The organism is Pseudomonas sp. FG35 (assembly GCF_057809295.1).
Map to the genome: position 1 here is coordinate 275,921 of NZ_JBMDJR010000006.1, position 13,488 is coordinate 289,408.

Here is a 13,488-nt window from a genome sequence, read left to right on the forward strand (position 1 = left end):
TCGGCCAGATGATGGCAATCTGTAACGCCTTTTGTCTGGCGAAGACTTCAGAACAGCCGGGCCAGCAGCGCGGTGACGGCGGTTTCGACCCGCAGGATTCGCTCGCCAAGCTGCACCGGTTGCAGCCCGGCCTTGGCCAGCAGATCGATTTCGTAGGGAATCCAGCCACCCTCGGGGCCGATCGCCAGGGTCACCGGTTCGTTCAGGGCGCGGGGGCAGGGCGGGAAATTGCCCGGATGGCCGACCAGACCGAGGGTGCCGTCGGTGATGGCCGGCAGGCGATCTTCGACGAACGGCTTGAAGCGCTTCTCGATGATGATCTCCGGCAGCACCGTATCCCGAGCCTGTTCGAGGCCGAGGATCAGTTGTTCGCGGATGGCGTCCGGTTCGAGGAACGGCGTCTGCCAGAAGCTTTTCTCGACCCGGTAGCTGTTGACCAGAATCACCTTCGACACGCCCATGGTCGCCACGGTCTGGAACACCCGGCGCAGCATCTTCGGGCGGGGCAGGGCGAGCACCAGGGTCAGCGGCAGTTTGGCCGGTGGCGGTTGATCGAGGTTGACTCGCAGCTCGGCTTCGCCCGCGTCAAGGCGCAAAAGCTCGGCCGAGCCCATCAGCCCGCCAATGCGCCCGACCCGCAGGCTGTCGCCGACTTCCGAACGGTGGACTTCCTGCATGTGGGTCAGGCGCCGATCACGCAGCACGACGCGGTCGGCCGCAATGAAGTCGGCCTCTTCGAGCAGCAGCAGGTTCATGGCTGAGTCGCTGGCGGCTGGTCGTTGTGATCGTCGGCGGTTTCTTCCGGGCGCTCGCGCTTGCTGACCAGACTGCCGAAGAGGATGCCGACTTCGAACAGCATCCACATCGGCACGGCCAGCAGGGTCTGGGAGAAGATGTCCGGCGGGGTCAGGATCATGCCGACCACGAAGCAGCCGATGATCACGTACGGACGGATCTTCTTCAGGTATTTGACGTCGACCACGCCGATCCACACCAGCAGCACCACGGCCACCGGGATTTCGAACGCCACGCCGAAGGCGAAGAACAGCGTCATGACGAAATCGAGGTAACTGGTGATGTCGGTCATCATTTCCACGCCGGCCGGGGTGGCCGAGGCGAAGAACTTGAAGATCAGCGGGAACACGAAGAAGTAGGCGAACGCCATGCCGGTGTAGAACAGCAGGATGCTGGAGATCAGCAACGGCACTGCGACACGCTTCTCGTGCTTGTACAGACCCGGTGCGATGAAGCCCCAGATCTGATGCAGGATCACCGGAATCGCCAGGAACAGTGAGACCATCATCGTCAGTTTCAGCGGCGTCAGGAACGGCGACGACACGTCGGTGGCGATCATCGTCGCGCCGGCCGGCAGGTATTCGCGCAGCGGCGTCGAGACGAAGGTGTAGATCTGCTGGGTGAAGGCAAACAGCCCGGCGAAGATGATGAAGATCGCCGCCACGCAACGCAGCAGGCGGGTGCGCAACTCGGTGAGGTGCGAAACCAGCGGCATGTGCTGGTCGTTTTCGGGGAGGCTAGGGCCTGTCATCGGTCATTTCCTGTGTCGCGCCGAGCCCGTATTTGCGCAGGGCAAGGCGCGAGGCGCGTAGTTTGGCGTTTCAAATAAGCAACGAGTAACGCAGCCCTGCGCAAATACAGGCCGGCCCTTCGGGTTGTGCCTGAAAGCGGGCCAGGCTGCGTTGTAGTCCTTGGAAAGGTAAAACACATTCCCTGCGGACTACGCCTTGCCTGGCCCGCTTTCAGGCGACAACGCGACACAGGAAATGACCGATGACAGGCCCTTGTCATGGGGCTCGCGGCGGCTGAGTGGTGTCGTTTGGCGCTGGTGTGGTCGGCGCGGCGGTTTGGGCTACGTGTTCAACCGAGGCTGGCGCGACGACAGGCGCTGATTCGGTTGGCGCTACAGCAGGTGCCGCTGGCGTTGGAGCGGCAGGGCTGTGAATCGTCTGCTCACCCACGTGCTCGACCGGCGTCGGCTCCTGCTGAACCGGCGTGAAAATCTTCCGCGCCTCCTGTTCCAGTGACAGGATGTGCTCGTTGTGCAGTTGCCGACGGATTTCGTCGGCACCGATTTCACGCTCAACTTCCTGTTTGATCGCGTTGAAGCTGCGCTTCAGCCGTCCGACCCACAGGCCGGCGGTGCGTGCAGCGCCCGGCAGACGCTCGGGGCCCAGCACCAGCAGGGCGACGAGGCCGACGAGCAGCAGTTCAGAGAAGCTGATACCAAACATTAGTCAGTGCTCACACGTCTTTGCGGATCGGCTCTTCGACTTTCTGCGCCTGCACATCGATGGTGTGCGGCGGGTTGGCCTGAGCGGTGGCTTGCGGCTGTACCGGCGGTACCGGTTGCGCAGGCGTGACGGTCGGATCGGCCGGTTTTTCGTCGTCGTTCATGGCTTTACGGAAGCCCTTGATCGACTCGCCAACGTCGGTGCCGAGGTTCTTCAGTTTCTTGGTACCGAACACCAGTACCACGACCACCAGGATGACGATCCAGTGTTTCCAGTCAAAAATGCCCATGTTGCTGTTCCTCTTTTGAAGTTGTTCAGGCGGACGGGCGCGAGGCTTTCTCGACGTGTCCGGACAGGCCGAAACGGCGATCCAGTTCATCCAGCACCGCCTGCGGATGCTGCCCCAACTGGGCAAGCATGACCATGCTGTGGAACCACAGGTCGGCGGTCTCGTAGATCACGTCGCTGCAGTCGCCGCTGACGGCGGCGTCCTTGGCGGCGATGATCGTTTCGACCGATTCTTCGCCGACCTTTTCCAGAATCTTGTTCAAGCCCTTGTGATACAGACTAGCCACATACGAACTGTCGGCAGCAGCGCCCTTGCGCTCTTCCAGCACCTGAGCGAGGCGGGTCAGGGTGTCACTCATGTTTGTGTCCTGCGGAGTAAATAGCGTGCGGGTCTTTCAGGACCGGGTCGACCGTTTTCCAGTCGCCGTTTTCGAAGACGCGGTAGAAGCAGCTTTGACGGCCGGTATGGCAAGCAATGTCGCCGATCTGCTCGACCATCAGGATGATGACGTCGGCGTCGCAGTCCAGACGCATTTCATGCAGCGTCTGTACGTGGCCGGACTCTTCGCCCTTGCGCCACAGCTTGCCACGGGAACGTGACCAATAGATGGCACGGTTTTCCGCCGCGGTCAGCTCCAGGGCTTCGCGGTTCATCCAGGCCATCATCAATACGCGTCCGGTCTTGTGATCCTGGGCAATCGCCGGCACCAGGCCATCGGCGTCCCACTTGATCTCGTCCAGCCAGTTTTTCATCTTCGACTCCGACAGCGAACCCACACTTAAATAGTCGGGTTCAGGCGTTGAAACAGTGTGCCAGCCGATCACGGAACTGGCTATCGGCGAACGACCAGATACAAGCCGACTGCCACCATGATCCCGGCGGGCCAATGCCCCAGTTCGTGCAACGGGCCCCCGGCGGCGAGGATCGTACCGCCCGCCAGATGGGCGCTGCCGAGCAGGCGCAGGAACCAGTCGTCCTTGCGTTTTTTCCACGGCGGTGGCGGGTCGTTGGCGTGGGGCTGGGACATGCGTTCGAGCAGGTCGCGGGCCATGTTGGCCAGGTGCGGCAGTTGTTCGAACTGGCTCTGGACGTTGCCGATCAAGGCTTTCGGGCTGACGCGCTCGCGCATCCAGCGCTCGAGGAACGGCTGTGCGGTATTCCACAGATCGAGGTCCGGGTACAGCTGACGGCCCAGGCCTTCGATGTTCAGCAACGTCTTTTGCAGCAATACGAGTTGCGGCTGCACTTCCATGTTGAAGCGGCGCGCGGTCTGGAACAGGCGCATCAGCACCTGGCCAAATGAAATATCTTTTAATGGTTTTTCGAAGATCGGCTCGCACACGGTACGGATCGCCGCTTCGAATTCGTTGAGCTTGGTTTCCGCCGGCACCCAGCCCGAATCGATGTGCAATTGCGCCACGCGGCGGTAGTCGCGCTTGAAGAAGGCGAACAGGTTGCGCGCCAGATAGTCCTGGTCTTCCGGGGTCAGGCTGCCGACGATGCCGCAGTCGATCGCGATGTACTGCGGGCTCCACGGGTTGACGGTGCTGACGAAGATGTTGCCCGGGTGCATGTCGGCGTGGAAGAAACTGTCGCGGAACACCTGGGTGAAGAAGATCTCCACGCCGCGCTCGGCGAGCATCTTCATGTCGGTGCGCTGGTCGGCGAGGGTCGCCAGATCGGTCACCTGAATCCCGTAGATGCGCTCCATCACCAGCACTTTCGGCCGGCACCAGTCCCAATAGACTTGCGGCACATACAACAGCGGCGAGCCTTCGAAGTTGCGCTTCAACTGGCTGGCGTTGGCCGCCTCGCGCAACAGGTCGAGTTCGTCGTAGATGGTTTTTTCGTAGTCGCTGACCACGTCCACCGGGTGCAGCAGACGGGCGTCGGCGGAGACTTTTTCGGCGGCGCGGGCGAGGATGAACAGCCACGCCAGATCCTGGGCGATGATCGGTTTCAGACCCGGGCGGATCACCTTGACCACCACTTCTTCGCCGGTCTTCAGTTGCGCGGCGTGCACCTGCGCCACCGAGGCCGAGGCCAGCGGTTCGACGTCGAAGCGGCTGAACACTTCGCTGATCTTCTTGCCCAGTTGCTCTTCGATCAGTTTGACCGACAGCTGCGAATCGAACGGCGGCACGCGGTCCTGCAACCGCATCAGCTCATCGGCGATGTCTTCCGGCAGCAGGTCGCGGCGGGTCGAAAGGATCTGCCCGAACTTGATGAAGATCGGCCCCAGGTCCTGCAAGGCCAGGCGCAGGCGTGCGCCACGGCTCAGGTCCAGCGGCTTGCGCGGGAACCAGCGCCACGGCAGGACGTAGCGCAGCGCCAGCAGGAACCACGGCAACGGCAGATCGAACAGCAGGTCATCGAGGCGGTAGCGGATCACGACGCGCTGGATGCGCAACAGACGGCGGACGGCGAGCAGCTTCATGCGTTATCGCTTGGGTCGAGGGATCGGGAAAGGCGCTCGAAGCGCGCCTCGAGACGTTCCAGATCGAGTTTGATCCGGTCCAGTTCGCTGAAGCGGGCTTCGGCTTCGCGCTGCCCGACGAGGGTGCGCGATTCTTCGGCCAGGTATTCGGCGAGGTTCTGGTTGAGGCTGGCAAATCCTTGTTGATACCAGCGGGCGCGGCTGCGCAGGTGGCCGCCGACCAGTTGCGTGGCGACAGGTCCCAGCCAGCGCGAGAGTTCGTACTCCCAGTCCAGCTCCAGGTCCTGCAGCACGCCCGCCAGCTCCAGCAGCACGCCGCTGTCGCCGTCGAGTTCGACTTCCGGCGCGTGCAGCACCGCCGTCTTGTCCTTGCTCAGGGCCAGTTTCACCAGACTCGAGGCCGGGGCGCGCAGGGTGCAGTCGACGCCGGTTTCCCAGTGGGACGCCAGCATCAGGCCTTCGTCGCTCGGCAGAATGAACAGTTGCAGCGCCGGGCTGCGGCAATCCACGGCAATCACTTTGCCGGTCAGGTGCGCCAGTCGCGGCAGCGCCGTGCTGTCGAGACGCAGCACGCGGTTCAGGCCGAGTTCGACGCTGGCGAGCAGCCCGGTCAGCAGCATCAGGGTTTGATACCGCGGTGCAGGGCGACGATGCCTGCGGTCATGTTGTGATAGGTCACGCGATCGAAACCGGCGTCGACCATCATCGACTTCAGGGTTTCCTGATTCGGGTGCATGCGGATCGATTCGGCCAGGTAGCGATAGCTTTCCGAGTCGTTGGTGATCAGTTTGCCCATCAACGGCATGAAGGCGAACGAGTAGGCGTCGTAGGCCTTGGACATCAGCGCGTTGGTCGGCTTGGAGAATTCCAGCACCAGCAGGCGGCCGCCCGGCTTGAGGACGCGCAGCATCGAGCGCAGGGCGTCTTCCTTGTGCGTCACGTTGCGCAGGCCGAAGGCGATGGTCACGCAGTCGAAATGGTTGTCCGGGAACGGCAGCTTTTCAGCGTCGGCCTGGACGAACTCGACATTGCCCGACACGCCGACATCCAGCAGGCGGTCACGGCCGACCTTGAGCATGGATTCGTTGATATCGGCTAGCACCACCTGACCGGTCGGGCCGACCAGGTGCGAGAATTTCTTGGTCAGGTCACCCGTACCGCCGGCGATGTCCAGCACGCGGTTGCCGGCGCGTACGCCCGACAGTTCGATCGCGAAACGCTTCCACAGACGGTGCATGCCGCCCGACAGAAGGTCGTTCATCAGGTCGTACTTGGCGGCCACGGAGTGGAACACCTCAGCGACTTTTTCCGCTTTCTGGCTTTCCGGAACGTTTTTGAAGCCGAAGTGAGTGGTGGGTTCGGCATCGCTGCCTTTGCGCTGATCAGTCATATCGCTGTCACCAAAAGAGAATGCGCGACATTCTAATCCCCAAGCCATGCTTTGTCTTGGAATGGCTAAAGGTAAGATGGGCAACCTTCGGGACGATTTGCCGCAGTGGCGGTCAAGATTCGTTGCAGGCATTCATAGCCCCATTCAAAAAGCAGGAGTCATTCAATGGCCCATATCAGTGTTGAGCGTGCCCACAGCCTGGGCAAGGAAGCGGCCCGCGAGAAAGCCGAAAAACTGGCGCAGAAACTCTCCGATCAATATGGCCTGGAGCCGCAGTGGTCGGGCGATGTCCTGAACCTCAAGCGTTCGGGCGTGAAGGGCGCGGTGCATGTGGCCGAGGATTCGATCCGGGTCGACGTCGAACTGGGCCTGATGATGTCGGCCATGAGCGGCATGATCAAAGCCGAGATCGAAAAGGCGCTGGATAAAGCGCTGGTCTGATCAGGACAAAACGGGGAGCTTTGGGCTCCCCGTTTTTTTCTCGTGCACCTGCCTTTTATGTCAGTTGTTAGGGTGCCGTTTCTAATTTTTCTCCCTACTTTGTGCCTGAGCCCGACACTCGTCAGGGCAGTTCCTCAAACCTTCTGCGCGTGAGGTGCACCATGGCCAAAGTCATTTTGAAGAAAAAAATCGACGCTTCGACTTCCGCTCTGAGCGACGTCAAATCCTATGCCCGCAAGATCTGGCTGGCAGGCCTGGGGGCCTACACCAAGGTCGGTCAGGAGGGCAGCGAGTACTTTCAGGAGTTGATCAAGGCTGGTCAAACTGTTGAAAAGAAAGGCAAAAAAGCCGTCACCGAAAAACTCGAAGCAGCCAACGCCGAGATCGATGAAGCCAAGAGCGAAGTCAGCTCTTTCAAAGGCCGGGTCGAAGTTCAGCTGGACAAGGTCGAGAAGGCCTTCGACACACGTGTCGCCAGTGCCTTGAATCGTATCGGCATTCCGTCTAAACATGACGTTGAGGCACTCTCTGCTAAGCTCGATGAGCTGACGGCATTGCTCGAACGCGTCGCGCGTAAATCTTAAGGAGAACGGGATGGCTGGTAAAAAGAACACCGATAAAGAAGGCAGCTCGTGGATCGGAAAAGTCGAAGACTATTCCCGCAAGATCTGGCTGGCTGGTTTAGGCGTGTACTCGAAGATCGACACTGACGGCAGCAAGCTCTTCGATACATTGGTCAAAGACGGCGAGAAAGCCGAGAAGCTCACCAAGGCTGCAGTCGGCAAGAAAGTCGATGCTGCCAAGGATTCTGCAAGCTCGGCAAAATCGCGCATCAGCGGCGTGAAAGATCGCGCGCTGGGCACCTGGGATCAGCTGGAAGGGGCTTTCGACAAGCGCCTGAACAGTGCGATTTCGCGCCTGGGCGTACCGAGCCGCAACGAGGTGAAGGATCTGCACAAAAAGGTCGATACCCTGACCAGGCAGATCGAAAAACTCACCGGCCTGAAAGCTCAGCCTGTCGCGGCCAAAACCGCAGCAGCCAAGCCTGCGGCCAAAACCGCAGCCAAGCCACTGGCTAAAGCCGCCGCCAAACCGGCCGCAAAAGCAGCAGCCAAAACCGCTGCCGCCAAGCCTGCAGCGAAAGCCGCGGCCAAACCGGTTGCCGCCAAGGCCGCCGCCAAGCCGGCAGCAAAACCAGCCGCCAAACCTGCGGCCAAGTCAGCAGCCAAGCCAGCAGCGAAAACCGCTGCCGCCAAACCCGCTGCCAAGCCTGCCGCCAAACCGGCTGCGGCGAAAAAACCGGCAGTGAAAAAACCGGCCGCGCCGAAAGCCGCTGCGCCGAAAGCTGCAGCACCAAAACCGGTGACCACACCGCAAGCACTGGCAAGCACGTCGAACTCCGCCTCGGCTCCAACCCCGGCGCCTGCTCCGACTGCTGCATCGACTCCGTCGACGCCAACCAGTCAGTCCTGATTTTTCAGGGCTCAAAAAAACGCCCGGCCTGTGAAGGTCGGGCGTTTTTGTTTGGGTAAACGCCGTCGGATTACTCGTGATCTTCGAGGTACTGCAAAGCCATCCTCTCCGTCGCCACCTTCACCGGTGGCAACAGATGCGGCGCCACCAGCATCATGATCTGGTACACCACCAGCCGCACTTCCCCTTCGCGATCGAGAATCCGCTGATAGTCCAGCGAGAACAGCAGCGTCATGGTTATCTGCTCCACCAGTTGCCCCAGCGCCTGGGTGTCGCTGACCAACTGCCCCGACGCCTTCAACCGCGCCAGCAATGACGCGAGCGTACGCTTGAGCACGTTGAGAAACTGGCGAATGCCCTTGGCCAGTTTCGGCAGACGCCCGGCCAGGTTCGACAGGTCCTGGAACAGGAAGCGGTACTGCGCCAGCCGTTCGACGATCAGGTGCAGGAACAGCCAGTAATCCTCCGGCGCCAGTTCGACATCAGCGGGCGGGTCGAGCAGCGGGGCGAGGTCGTTCTGGAAACGCTCGAACAACCCGAGAATCAGCGGTTCCTTGCCGTGGAAGTGGTAGTAGAGGTTGCCGGGGCTGATCCCCATCTCATTGGCAACCTCCATGGTGGAGACGTTCGGCTCGCCCTTTTCATTGAACAACTGCAGGGCACATTCGAGGATCCGTTCGCTTGTTTTCATCCAGTCTTCTTAAAAGGGCTTGGGTCAGTCAGCGCACACGCACATAGGTGCCGGGTGCCGCTTCCATCGGTGGGTAATTGGCGTTGCCGAGGGTCATCCGGGTTTCGTGCAGGGTGCCGGAGCGCTGCTGCACCCACTCCAGCCATTGCGGCCACCAGCTGCCGTCGACTTTCTTGGCGTCGTAGTACCAGGCGCGCGGATCGCTGCTGAGCTTTCCGTTCTCGACGTAATGGGCTTTCGGGTTGCCCGGCGGGTTGAGGATGCTCTGCACGTGGCCGCTGTTGGACAGCACGAAGCGCCGCTCGCCGCCCAGCAACAGTGTCGAGCGATACACCGCGTCCCACGGCGTGATGTGGTCGTTCATGCCGGCCACGCTGAAACTGTCGACCGTGACCTTCTGCAGGTCGATCGGCGTGCCGCACACTTCCAGGCCCCCCGGATGGGTCAACGGGTTGTGCTTGAAGAAGTCCAGAATGTCGCCGTGAAACGCGGCGGGCAGGCGGGTGCTGTCGTTGTTCCAGTAGAGAATGTCGAACGCCGGCGGCTCCTTGCCCAGCAGATAGTTGTTGACGAAATAACTCCAGATCAAATCGTTGGGGCGCATCCAGGCGAACACCTTGGCCATGTCGCGGCCGTCCAGCACGCCTTTCTGATAGGAACGCCGCTTGGCCGCTTCGAGCGTTTGCTCATCGGCGAACAGGGTGGCCGGGGTGTTCATCTCACTGTCGAGCAGGCTCACCAGATAGGTGGCGCTGGAGACTCGCCGCAGCTGCCGCTTGGCCTGCAGATGCCCTTGCAGCGCCGCGATGGTCAGCCCGCCGGCGCAGGCGCCCATCAGGTTGACCTCGCGGGCGCCGGTGATCGCCCGGCAGATGTTCATCGCTTCCTCCACGGCTTCGACGTAGGTCGAGAGGCCCCATTCGCGATGCCGCACATCCGGGTTGCGCCAGCTGATCATGAAGGTCTGCAAACCATTCTTCAGGGCGAACTGGACGAAGCTGTTGCTCGGGCTGAGGTCGAAAATGTAGTACTTGTTGATTTGCGGCGGCACCACCAGCAACGGTTTCGAATACTGTTTTTCGCTCATCGGCCGGTACTGGATCAGCTCGAGCATTTCATTGCGAAACACCACCGAGCCGGTGGTGGTGGCGACGGTCTTGCCGACTTCGAAAGCTTGTTTGGTGACCTGGCGTGGCAGGCCGTCGTTGTGCAGCAGGTCATCAATCAGATGGCTGAGACCGCGCACCAGACTGTGGCCGCCGGAGTTGAACAGTTCTTTCACAGCCAGCGGATTGAGCAGGGTGTTGGAAGGCGCCACGGCGTCGTTGAGCAGGGTGAAGGCGAAATGCGCGCGGGCGCGGTCGTCGTCACTCATGCTGCTCTCGTCGATCCAGCTCTTGACCTGTTTCTGCCAGGCCAGATAAGCCTGCAGGCTGCGCCGATAGAACGGGTTCAGGCTCCACGCCGGATCGGCGAAGCGGCTGTCCTGCGGATTGGTCGGGTGCAGGGTTTCGCCGAGTAGCACGCGTCCGAGCGCACCTCCCAGCTTCAAGGCGTGTTTTGCACTGTGGATCGGATTGCGCAAGCCGTGGGCTGCCACGCTGCGCAAGGTCGAGATCAGGTCGCGGCCACGCAGACCGGTCATGGCACTCTGTGCATTGATGAACACGGCGGGGCTGGGCACGACGCCCGTCGCTGGTTTGTCACGCATGACTCAACACTCCTTCGTCTTCAGGCCAAAAACAAACACACCGAACCAGAACACCATAGACGCTGTTGCGGGTTGCTGCTTGCGCGGCCTCCTGCCACGCACCTGTCCAGACGCGCTGCAAAACGCTGTCCAGAAATCCGTGCCGGGACGGTTATCCGCCCAGCGGTGTCGGGTGCGGATGCATCACCGCACGCTGACGTTCCTCCTGGAGGAATTTCATGATGATCGGCGCCACCGCCTCGGCCCTGGTAATCAGGAACAGATGCCCGTCGTCGATGATGTGCAGCTGCGCGTTGGGGATTCGCCAGGCGAGCATGCGCATGTTGATCAGCGGGATCAGCGGATCGTCATCACCGGCCAGCACCAGGGTCGGCTGGTGGATCTTGTGCAGCCAGTGAATGCTGGTCCAGCCCAGGCCCGCGAACAGTTGCCAGTAGTAACCGAGCTTGCCCGCCGAGCGCACCTTGGCCGCATGGCTGGCGGCGAGTGTCGGGTCGCGGCGGAACGAGCCGCCGTAGATCATCGGGGCAATGCGGATCACATGTGACGGCTGGATGTAGCGCCGTGGGCTGGCCATCATCCACAGCACTTTCGGCTTGCCAGGCACCATCACCGCACCGGCAGCGGTCGCCGCCAGCACCAGCTTCTTGCAGCGCTCGGGATAGTCGTAGGCGAACTGTTGCGCCAGCGCGCCACCCCAGGACACGCCGATCACGTTGACCTGTCCGTAGTCGAGGTAATCGAGCATCCGCGCGGTGAGCTTCGCCAGCCCCGGAAAGCGATACGGCCGGCTCGGCGTCGAGGAACCGCCGACACCGGGCACGTCGAAGGCGATCACTTCCAGATCCGGATCCAGCGCCGCGACAAAAGGAAACACCAGCTCCAGGTTGGCGCCGATGCCGTTGAATATCAGCAAGGGCGTCAAGTGAGGCTTGCCGGGGCGGACCGCCGTGCGGATGGTCTGGCCATCCAGCTCGACAGTTCGAAAGATGAACGGGTGCGGCATGCTTCAAGGCCCTGTGGGTCGCAATCTCAGTGATCACCTCACTCCCCGCAGGGAGTGAGGGGTGTCGGTTACCGCTCGTGAACGTAAGTGCCCGGTGAAGCTTCGCCTGCCGGATACGCCTTGTTGCCCAGCTTGGTCGGCGCCTTTTTCAGCTCGCCCGAGCGCGCGGCCTGCCACGCCTGCCAGTACAGCCACCAGGAGTCGGCGTGCTTGGTCGAGTTTTCCTGCCAGTCATCGGCATTGGCGGTCATTTCATCGCTGGTCATGTAGCGCGATTTCGGGTTGCCCGGCGGGTTCAGGATGCTCTGGATATGTCCGCTGCTGGACAGCACGAATTCGACCTTGCCACCAAACAGCTGCGCCGACTTGTAGCAGGACTTCCACGGCGTGATGTGGTCGTTGGTGCCGGCCAGCGAGAAGATGTCGGCGGTCACCTGCTTGAGGTCGATCGGCGTGCCGCACACTTCCAGTGCATTGGGGCGGATCAGTGGGTTGTTTTTGAACATCTCGATCAGGTCGCCGTGGAACGCGGCCGGCAGTCGAGTCGTATCGTTGTTCCAGAACAGGATGTCGAACACCGGCGGCTCGTTGCCGAGCAGGTAGTTGTTGACCCAGTAGTTCCAGATCAGATCGTTGGGACGCATCCAGGCAAAGACTTTGGCCATGTCTTTGCCTTCGAGCACGCCGGCCTGATAGGAGTGTCGCTTGGCCATTTCCAGCGTCTGCTCGTCGACGAACAGTGCGACATCACTGTCGAGGGTGGTGTCGAGCACGCTGACCAGCAGGGTCAGGGCATTGACCTTGTTCTCGCCCGTGGCGGCATAGTGGCCGAGCAGGGCGGTACAGGTGATGCCGCCGGAGCAGGCGCCAAGCATGTTGACGTCCTTGCTGCCGGTGATCGCGGTGACCACGTCGACCGCTTCCTTCAGGGCTTCGATGTAGGTCGAGAGGCCCCACTCGCGCTGTTCCTTGGTCGGGTTGCGCCAGCTGACGATGAAGGTCTGCACATTGTTGCGCAGGCAGAAACGCGCCAGGCTCTTGTCCGGGCTCAGGTCAAATACATAGAACTTGTTGATCTGCGGCGGCACGACGAGCAGCGGGCGCTCGTGCACTTGCTCGGTGATCGGCTTGTACTGGATCAGCTCCAGCACATCGTTGCGAAACACCACCGCGCCTTCGGTCACGCCCAGGCTCTTGCCGACCTCGAACGCGCCCATGTTGACCTGGCTCGGCATGCCGCCGTTGTGCACCAGATCCTTGGCCAGGTGCGAGAGGCCGTCGAGCAGGCTCTTGCCGCCGGTCTCGAAGAAACGTTTGACCGCCGCAGGGTTGGCCGCCGTGTTGGTCGGGGCCATGGCCTCGGTCATCAGGTTGATCACGAAGTGGCCGCGCGCGATGTCCTTGGGCGAGAGGCTGCTGTCGTCGATCCAGGCATGGAGTTCCTTGCGCCACGCCAGATAGGTTTGCAGATAACGTTTGTACAGCGGGTTCTGACTCCACGCCGGATCGACGAAGCGACGGTCATCGCCCGCCGGTTGCAGATCTGATTTGCCGAACAGCACGTTCTTCAGTTCAAGGCCGAACTGGGTGACGTGTTTGACACTATGGATCGGTTGTTTGATGGCCTGGGTCAGCACCATTCGAGCAGAGGCCAGCAGATCCTTTCCGCGTAGCCCAACGACAGGATTCAGCCCCAGGGTGTTCTCCGAGGCCTGGTACTTCAAATCATCGTTATTCTTGTTACTCATCTACGACGCTCCATTGTCCTGAGACGAGTACCCGGTTTTCTGCTGTGCAGTTC

General features: G+C 61.3%; 16 protein-coding genes. 3 read left to right on the forward strand and 13 right to left on the reverse strand.

Annotated elements, in window-relative coordinates:
* Positions 1-47 precede the first annotated feature (47 nt).
* The 9 genes from ACODTD_RS14625 to ubiE all read right to left on the reverse strand — a co-directional run bounded on the left by ACODTD_RS14625 (position 48) and on the right by ubiE (position 6,365).
* A complete protein-coding gene (locus tag ACODTD_RS14625) occupies positions 48-755 on the reverse strand; it encodes a 16S rRNA (uracil(1498)-N(3))-methyltransferase (protein ID WP_201817064.1) in 708 nt (235 codons plus the stop codon).
* Positions 752-1,546, reverse strand: coding sequence for a twin-arginine translocase subunit TatC (gene tatC, locus ACODTD_RS14630; RefSeq protein WP_011332061.1), 795 nt, complete (start codon positions 1,544-1,546; stop codon positions 752-754). Before tatC ends, ACODTD_RS14625 begins: the two co-directional genes overlap by 4 nt.
* A gap of 256 nt (positions 1,547-1,802) precedes the next feature.
* Positions 1,803-2,249: a Sec-independent protein translocase protein TatB gene (tatB, locus tag ACODTD_RS14635; RefSeq protein ID WP_011332062.1), complete on the reverse strand. Its 447-nt coding sequence runs from the start codon at positions 2,247-2,249 to the stop codon at positions 1,803-1,805.
* Between the two features lie 10 nt (positions 2,250-2,259).
* The gene (locus tag ACODTD_RS14640; RefSeq protein ID WP_007952423.1) at positions 2,260-2,538 is read right to left on the reverse strand and encodes a twin-arginine translocase TatA/TatE family subunit; all 279 of its coding nucleotides are present in this window, start codon (positions 2,536-2,538) and stop codon (positions 2,260-2,262) included.
* 25 nt (positions 2,539-2,563) lie between these two features.
* The gene (locus ACODTD_RS14645; protein WP_007952422.1) at positions 2,564-2,896 is read right to left on the reverse strand and encodes a phosphoribosyl-ATP diphosphatase; all 333 of its coding nucleotides are present in this window, start codon (positions 2,894-2,896) and stop codon (positions 2,564-2,566) included.
* The gene (gene hisI, locus ACODTD_RS14650) at positions 2,889-3,290 is read right to left on the reverse strand and encodes a phosphoribosyl-AMP cyclohydrolase (RefSeq protein WP_007909357.1); all 402 of its coding nucleotides are present in this window, start codon (positions 3,288-3,290) and stop codon (positions 2,889-2,891) included. Before hisI ends, ACODTD_RS14645 begins: the two co-directional genes overlap by 8 nt.
* An 80-nt stretch (positions 3,291-3,370) precedes the next feature.
* Entirely contained in the window at positions 3,371-4,975 is a 1,605-nt protein-coding gene (gene ubiB, locus ACODTD_RS14655) for a ubiquinone biosynthesis regulatory protein kinase UbiB (protein WP_221615517.1), read from the reverse strand.
* Positions 4,972-5,595 carry a ubiquinone biosynthesis accessory factor UbiJ gene (locus tag ACODTD_RS14660; protein WP_007952419.1) on the reverse strand — a complete coding sequence of 208 codons (624 nt, stop codon included), beginning with the start codon at positions 5,593-5,595 and terminating at the stop codon, positions 4,972-4,974. Before ACODTD_RS14660 ends, ubiB begins: the two co-directional genes overlap by 4 nt.
* Complete coding sequence (gene ubiE, locus ACODTD_RS14665) at positions 5,595-6,365, reverse strand: bifunctional demethylmenaquinone methyltransferase/2-methoxy-6-polyprenyl-1,4-benzoquinol methylase UbiE (RefSeq protein ID WP_007952418.1); 771 nt, start codon at positions 6,363-6,365, stop codon at positions 5,595-5,597. The genes ACODTD_RS14660 and ubiE overlap by 1 nt, the downstream gene beginning before the upstream one ends.
* Before the next feature lie 165 nt (positions 6,366-6,530).
* On the opposite strand from ubiE, the gene ACODTD_RS14670 reads away from it, so the two are divergent.
* The 3 genes from ACODTD_RS14670 to ACODTD_RS14680 all read left to right on the forward strand — a co-directional run bounded on the left by ACODTD_RS14670 (position 6,531) and on the right by ACODTD_RS14680 (position 8,279).
* The gene (locus tag ACODTD_RS14670) at positions 6,531-6,806 is read left to right on the forward strand and encodes a polyhydroxyalkanoic acid system family protein (protein ID WP_011332064.1); all 276 of its coding nucleotides are present in this window, start codon (positions 6,531-6,533) and stop codon (positions 6,804-6,806) included.
* A gap of 161 nt (positions 6,807-6,967) precedes the next feature.
* Entirely contained in the window at positions 6,968-7,390 is a 423-nt protein-coding gene (locus tag ACODTD_RS14675) for a phasin family protein (protein ID WP_007952416.1), read from the forward strand.
* Positions 7,391-7,400: 10 nt separating this feature from the next.
* Positions 7,401-8,279 carry a phasin family protein gene (locus tag ACODTD_RS14680; RefSeq protein ID WP_221615516.1) on the forward strand — a complete coding sequence of 293 codons (879 nt, stop codon included), beginning with the start codon at positions 7,401-7,403 and terminating at the stop codon, positions 8,277-8,279.
* A 70-nt stretch (positions 8,280-8,349) separates the two neighbouring features.
* Here the strand turns inward: ACODTD_RS14680 and ACODTD_RS14685 are convergent, their stop codons facing one another.
* From ACODTD_RS14685 to phaC (ACODTD_RS14700), 4 genes are all read right to left on the reverse strand, one after another.
* Positions 8,350-8,970 (reverse strand): TetR/AcrR family transcriptional regulator, encoded by a 621-nt coding sequence (locus ACODTD_RS14685; protein WP_007952414.1) that lies wholly within the window; start codon positions 8,968-8,970, stop codon positions 8,350-8,352.
* Between the two features lie 28 nt (positions 8,971-8,998).
* On the reverse strand, positions 8,999-10,681 hold the full coding sequence (gene phaC, locus ACODTD_RS14690; RefSeq protein ID WP_011332066.1) for a class II poly(R)-hydroxyalkanoic acid synthase: 1,683 nt from the start codon (positions 10,679-10,681) through the stop codon (positions 8,999-9,001).
* A gap of 151 nt (positions 10,682-10,832) precedes the next feature.
* Entirely contained in the window at positions 10,833-11,687 is an 855-nt protein-coding gene (gene phaZ / locus ACODTD_RS14695; protein ID WP_007952412.1) for a poly(3-hydroxyalkanoate) depolymerase, read from the reverse strand.
* Between the two features lie 68 nt (positions 11,688-11,755).
* On the reverse strand, positions 11,756-13,435 hold the full coding sequence (gene phaC / locus ACODTD_RS14700) for a class II poly(R)-hydroxyalkanoic acid synthase (RefSeq protein WP_011332067.1): 1,680 nt from the start codon (positions 13,433-13,435) through the stop codon (positions 11,756-11,758).
* Positions 13,436-13,488 lie beyond the last annotated feature (53 nt).

Excerpts from the sequence above, each read along its gene's own strand:
- ACODTD_RS14625 (WP_201817064.1), bottom strand. The coding sequence starts at position 755 with ATGAACCTGCTGCTGCTCGAAGAGGCCGACTTCATTGCGGCCGACCGC.
- tatC (WP_011332061.1), bottom strand. The coding sequence starts at position 1,546 with ATGACAGGCCCTAGCCTCCCCGAAAACGACCAGCACATGCCGCTGGTT.
- tatB (WP_011332062.1), bottom strand. The coding sequence starts at position 2,249 with ATGTTTGGTATCAGCTTCTCTGAACTGCTGCTCGTCGGCCTCGTCGCC.
- ACODTD_RS14640 (WP_007952423.1), bottom strand. The coding sequence starts at position 2,538 with ATGGGCATTTTTGACTGGAAACACTGGATCGTCATCCTGGTGGTCGTG.
- ACODTD_RS14645 (WP_007952422.1), bottom strand. The coding sequence starts at position 2,896 with ATGAGTGACACCCTGACCCGCCTCGCTCAGGTGCTGGAAGAGCGCAAG.
- hisI (WP_007909357.1), bottom strand. The coding sequence starts at position 3,290 with ATGAAAAACTGGCTGGACGAGATCAAGTGGGACGCCGATGGCCTGGTG.
- ubiB (WP_221615517.1), bottom strand. The coding sequence starts at position 4,975 with ATGAAGCTGCTCGCCGTCCGCCGTCTGTTGCGCATCCAGCGCGTCGTG.
- ACODTD_RS14660 (WP_007952419.1), bottom strand. The coding sequence starts at position 5,595 with ATGCTGCTGACCGGGCTGCTCGCCAGCGTCGAACTCGGCCTGAACCGC.
- ubiE (WP_007952418.1), bottom strand. The coding sequence starts at position 6,365 with ATGACTGATCAGCGCAAAGGCAGCGATGCCGAACCCACCACTCACTTC.
- ACODTD_RS14670 (WP_011332064.1), top strand. The coding sequence starts at position 6,531 with ATGGCCCATATCAGTGTTGAGCGTGCCCACAGCCTGGGCAAGGAAGCG.
- ACODTD_RS14675 (WP_007952416.1), top strand. The coding sequence starts at position 6,968 with ATGGCCAAAGTCATTTTGAAGAAAAAAATCGACGCTTCGACTTCCGCT.
- ACODTD_RS14680 (WP_221615516.1), top strand. The coding sequence starts at position 7,401 with ATGGCTGGTAAAAAGAACACCGATAAAGAAGGCAGCTCGTGGATCGGA.
- ACODTD_RS14685 (WP_007952414.1), bottom strand. The coding sequence starts at position 8,970 with ATGAAAACAAGCGAACGGATCCTCGAATGTGCCCTGCAGTTGTTCAAT.
- phaC (WP_011332066.1), bottom strand. The coding sequence starts at position 10,681 with ATGCGTGACAAACCAGCGACGGGCGTCGTGCCCAGCCCCGCCGTGTTC.
- phaZ (WP_007952412.1), bottom strand. The coding sequence starts at position 11,687 with ATGCCGCACCCGTTCATCTTTCGAACTGTCGAGCTGGATGGCCAGACC.
- phaC (WP_011332067.1), bottom strand. The coding sequence starts at position 13,435 with ATGAGTAACAAGAATAACGATGATTTGAAGTACCAGGCCTCGGAGAAC.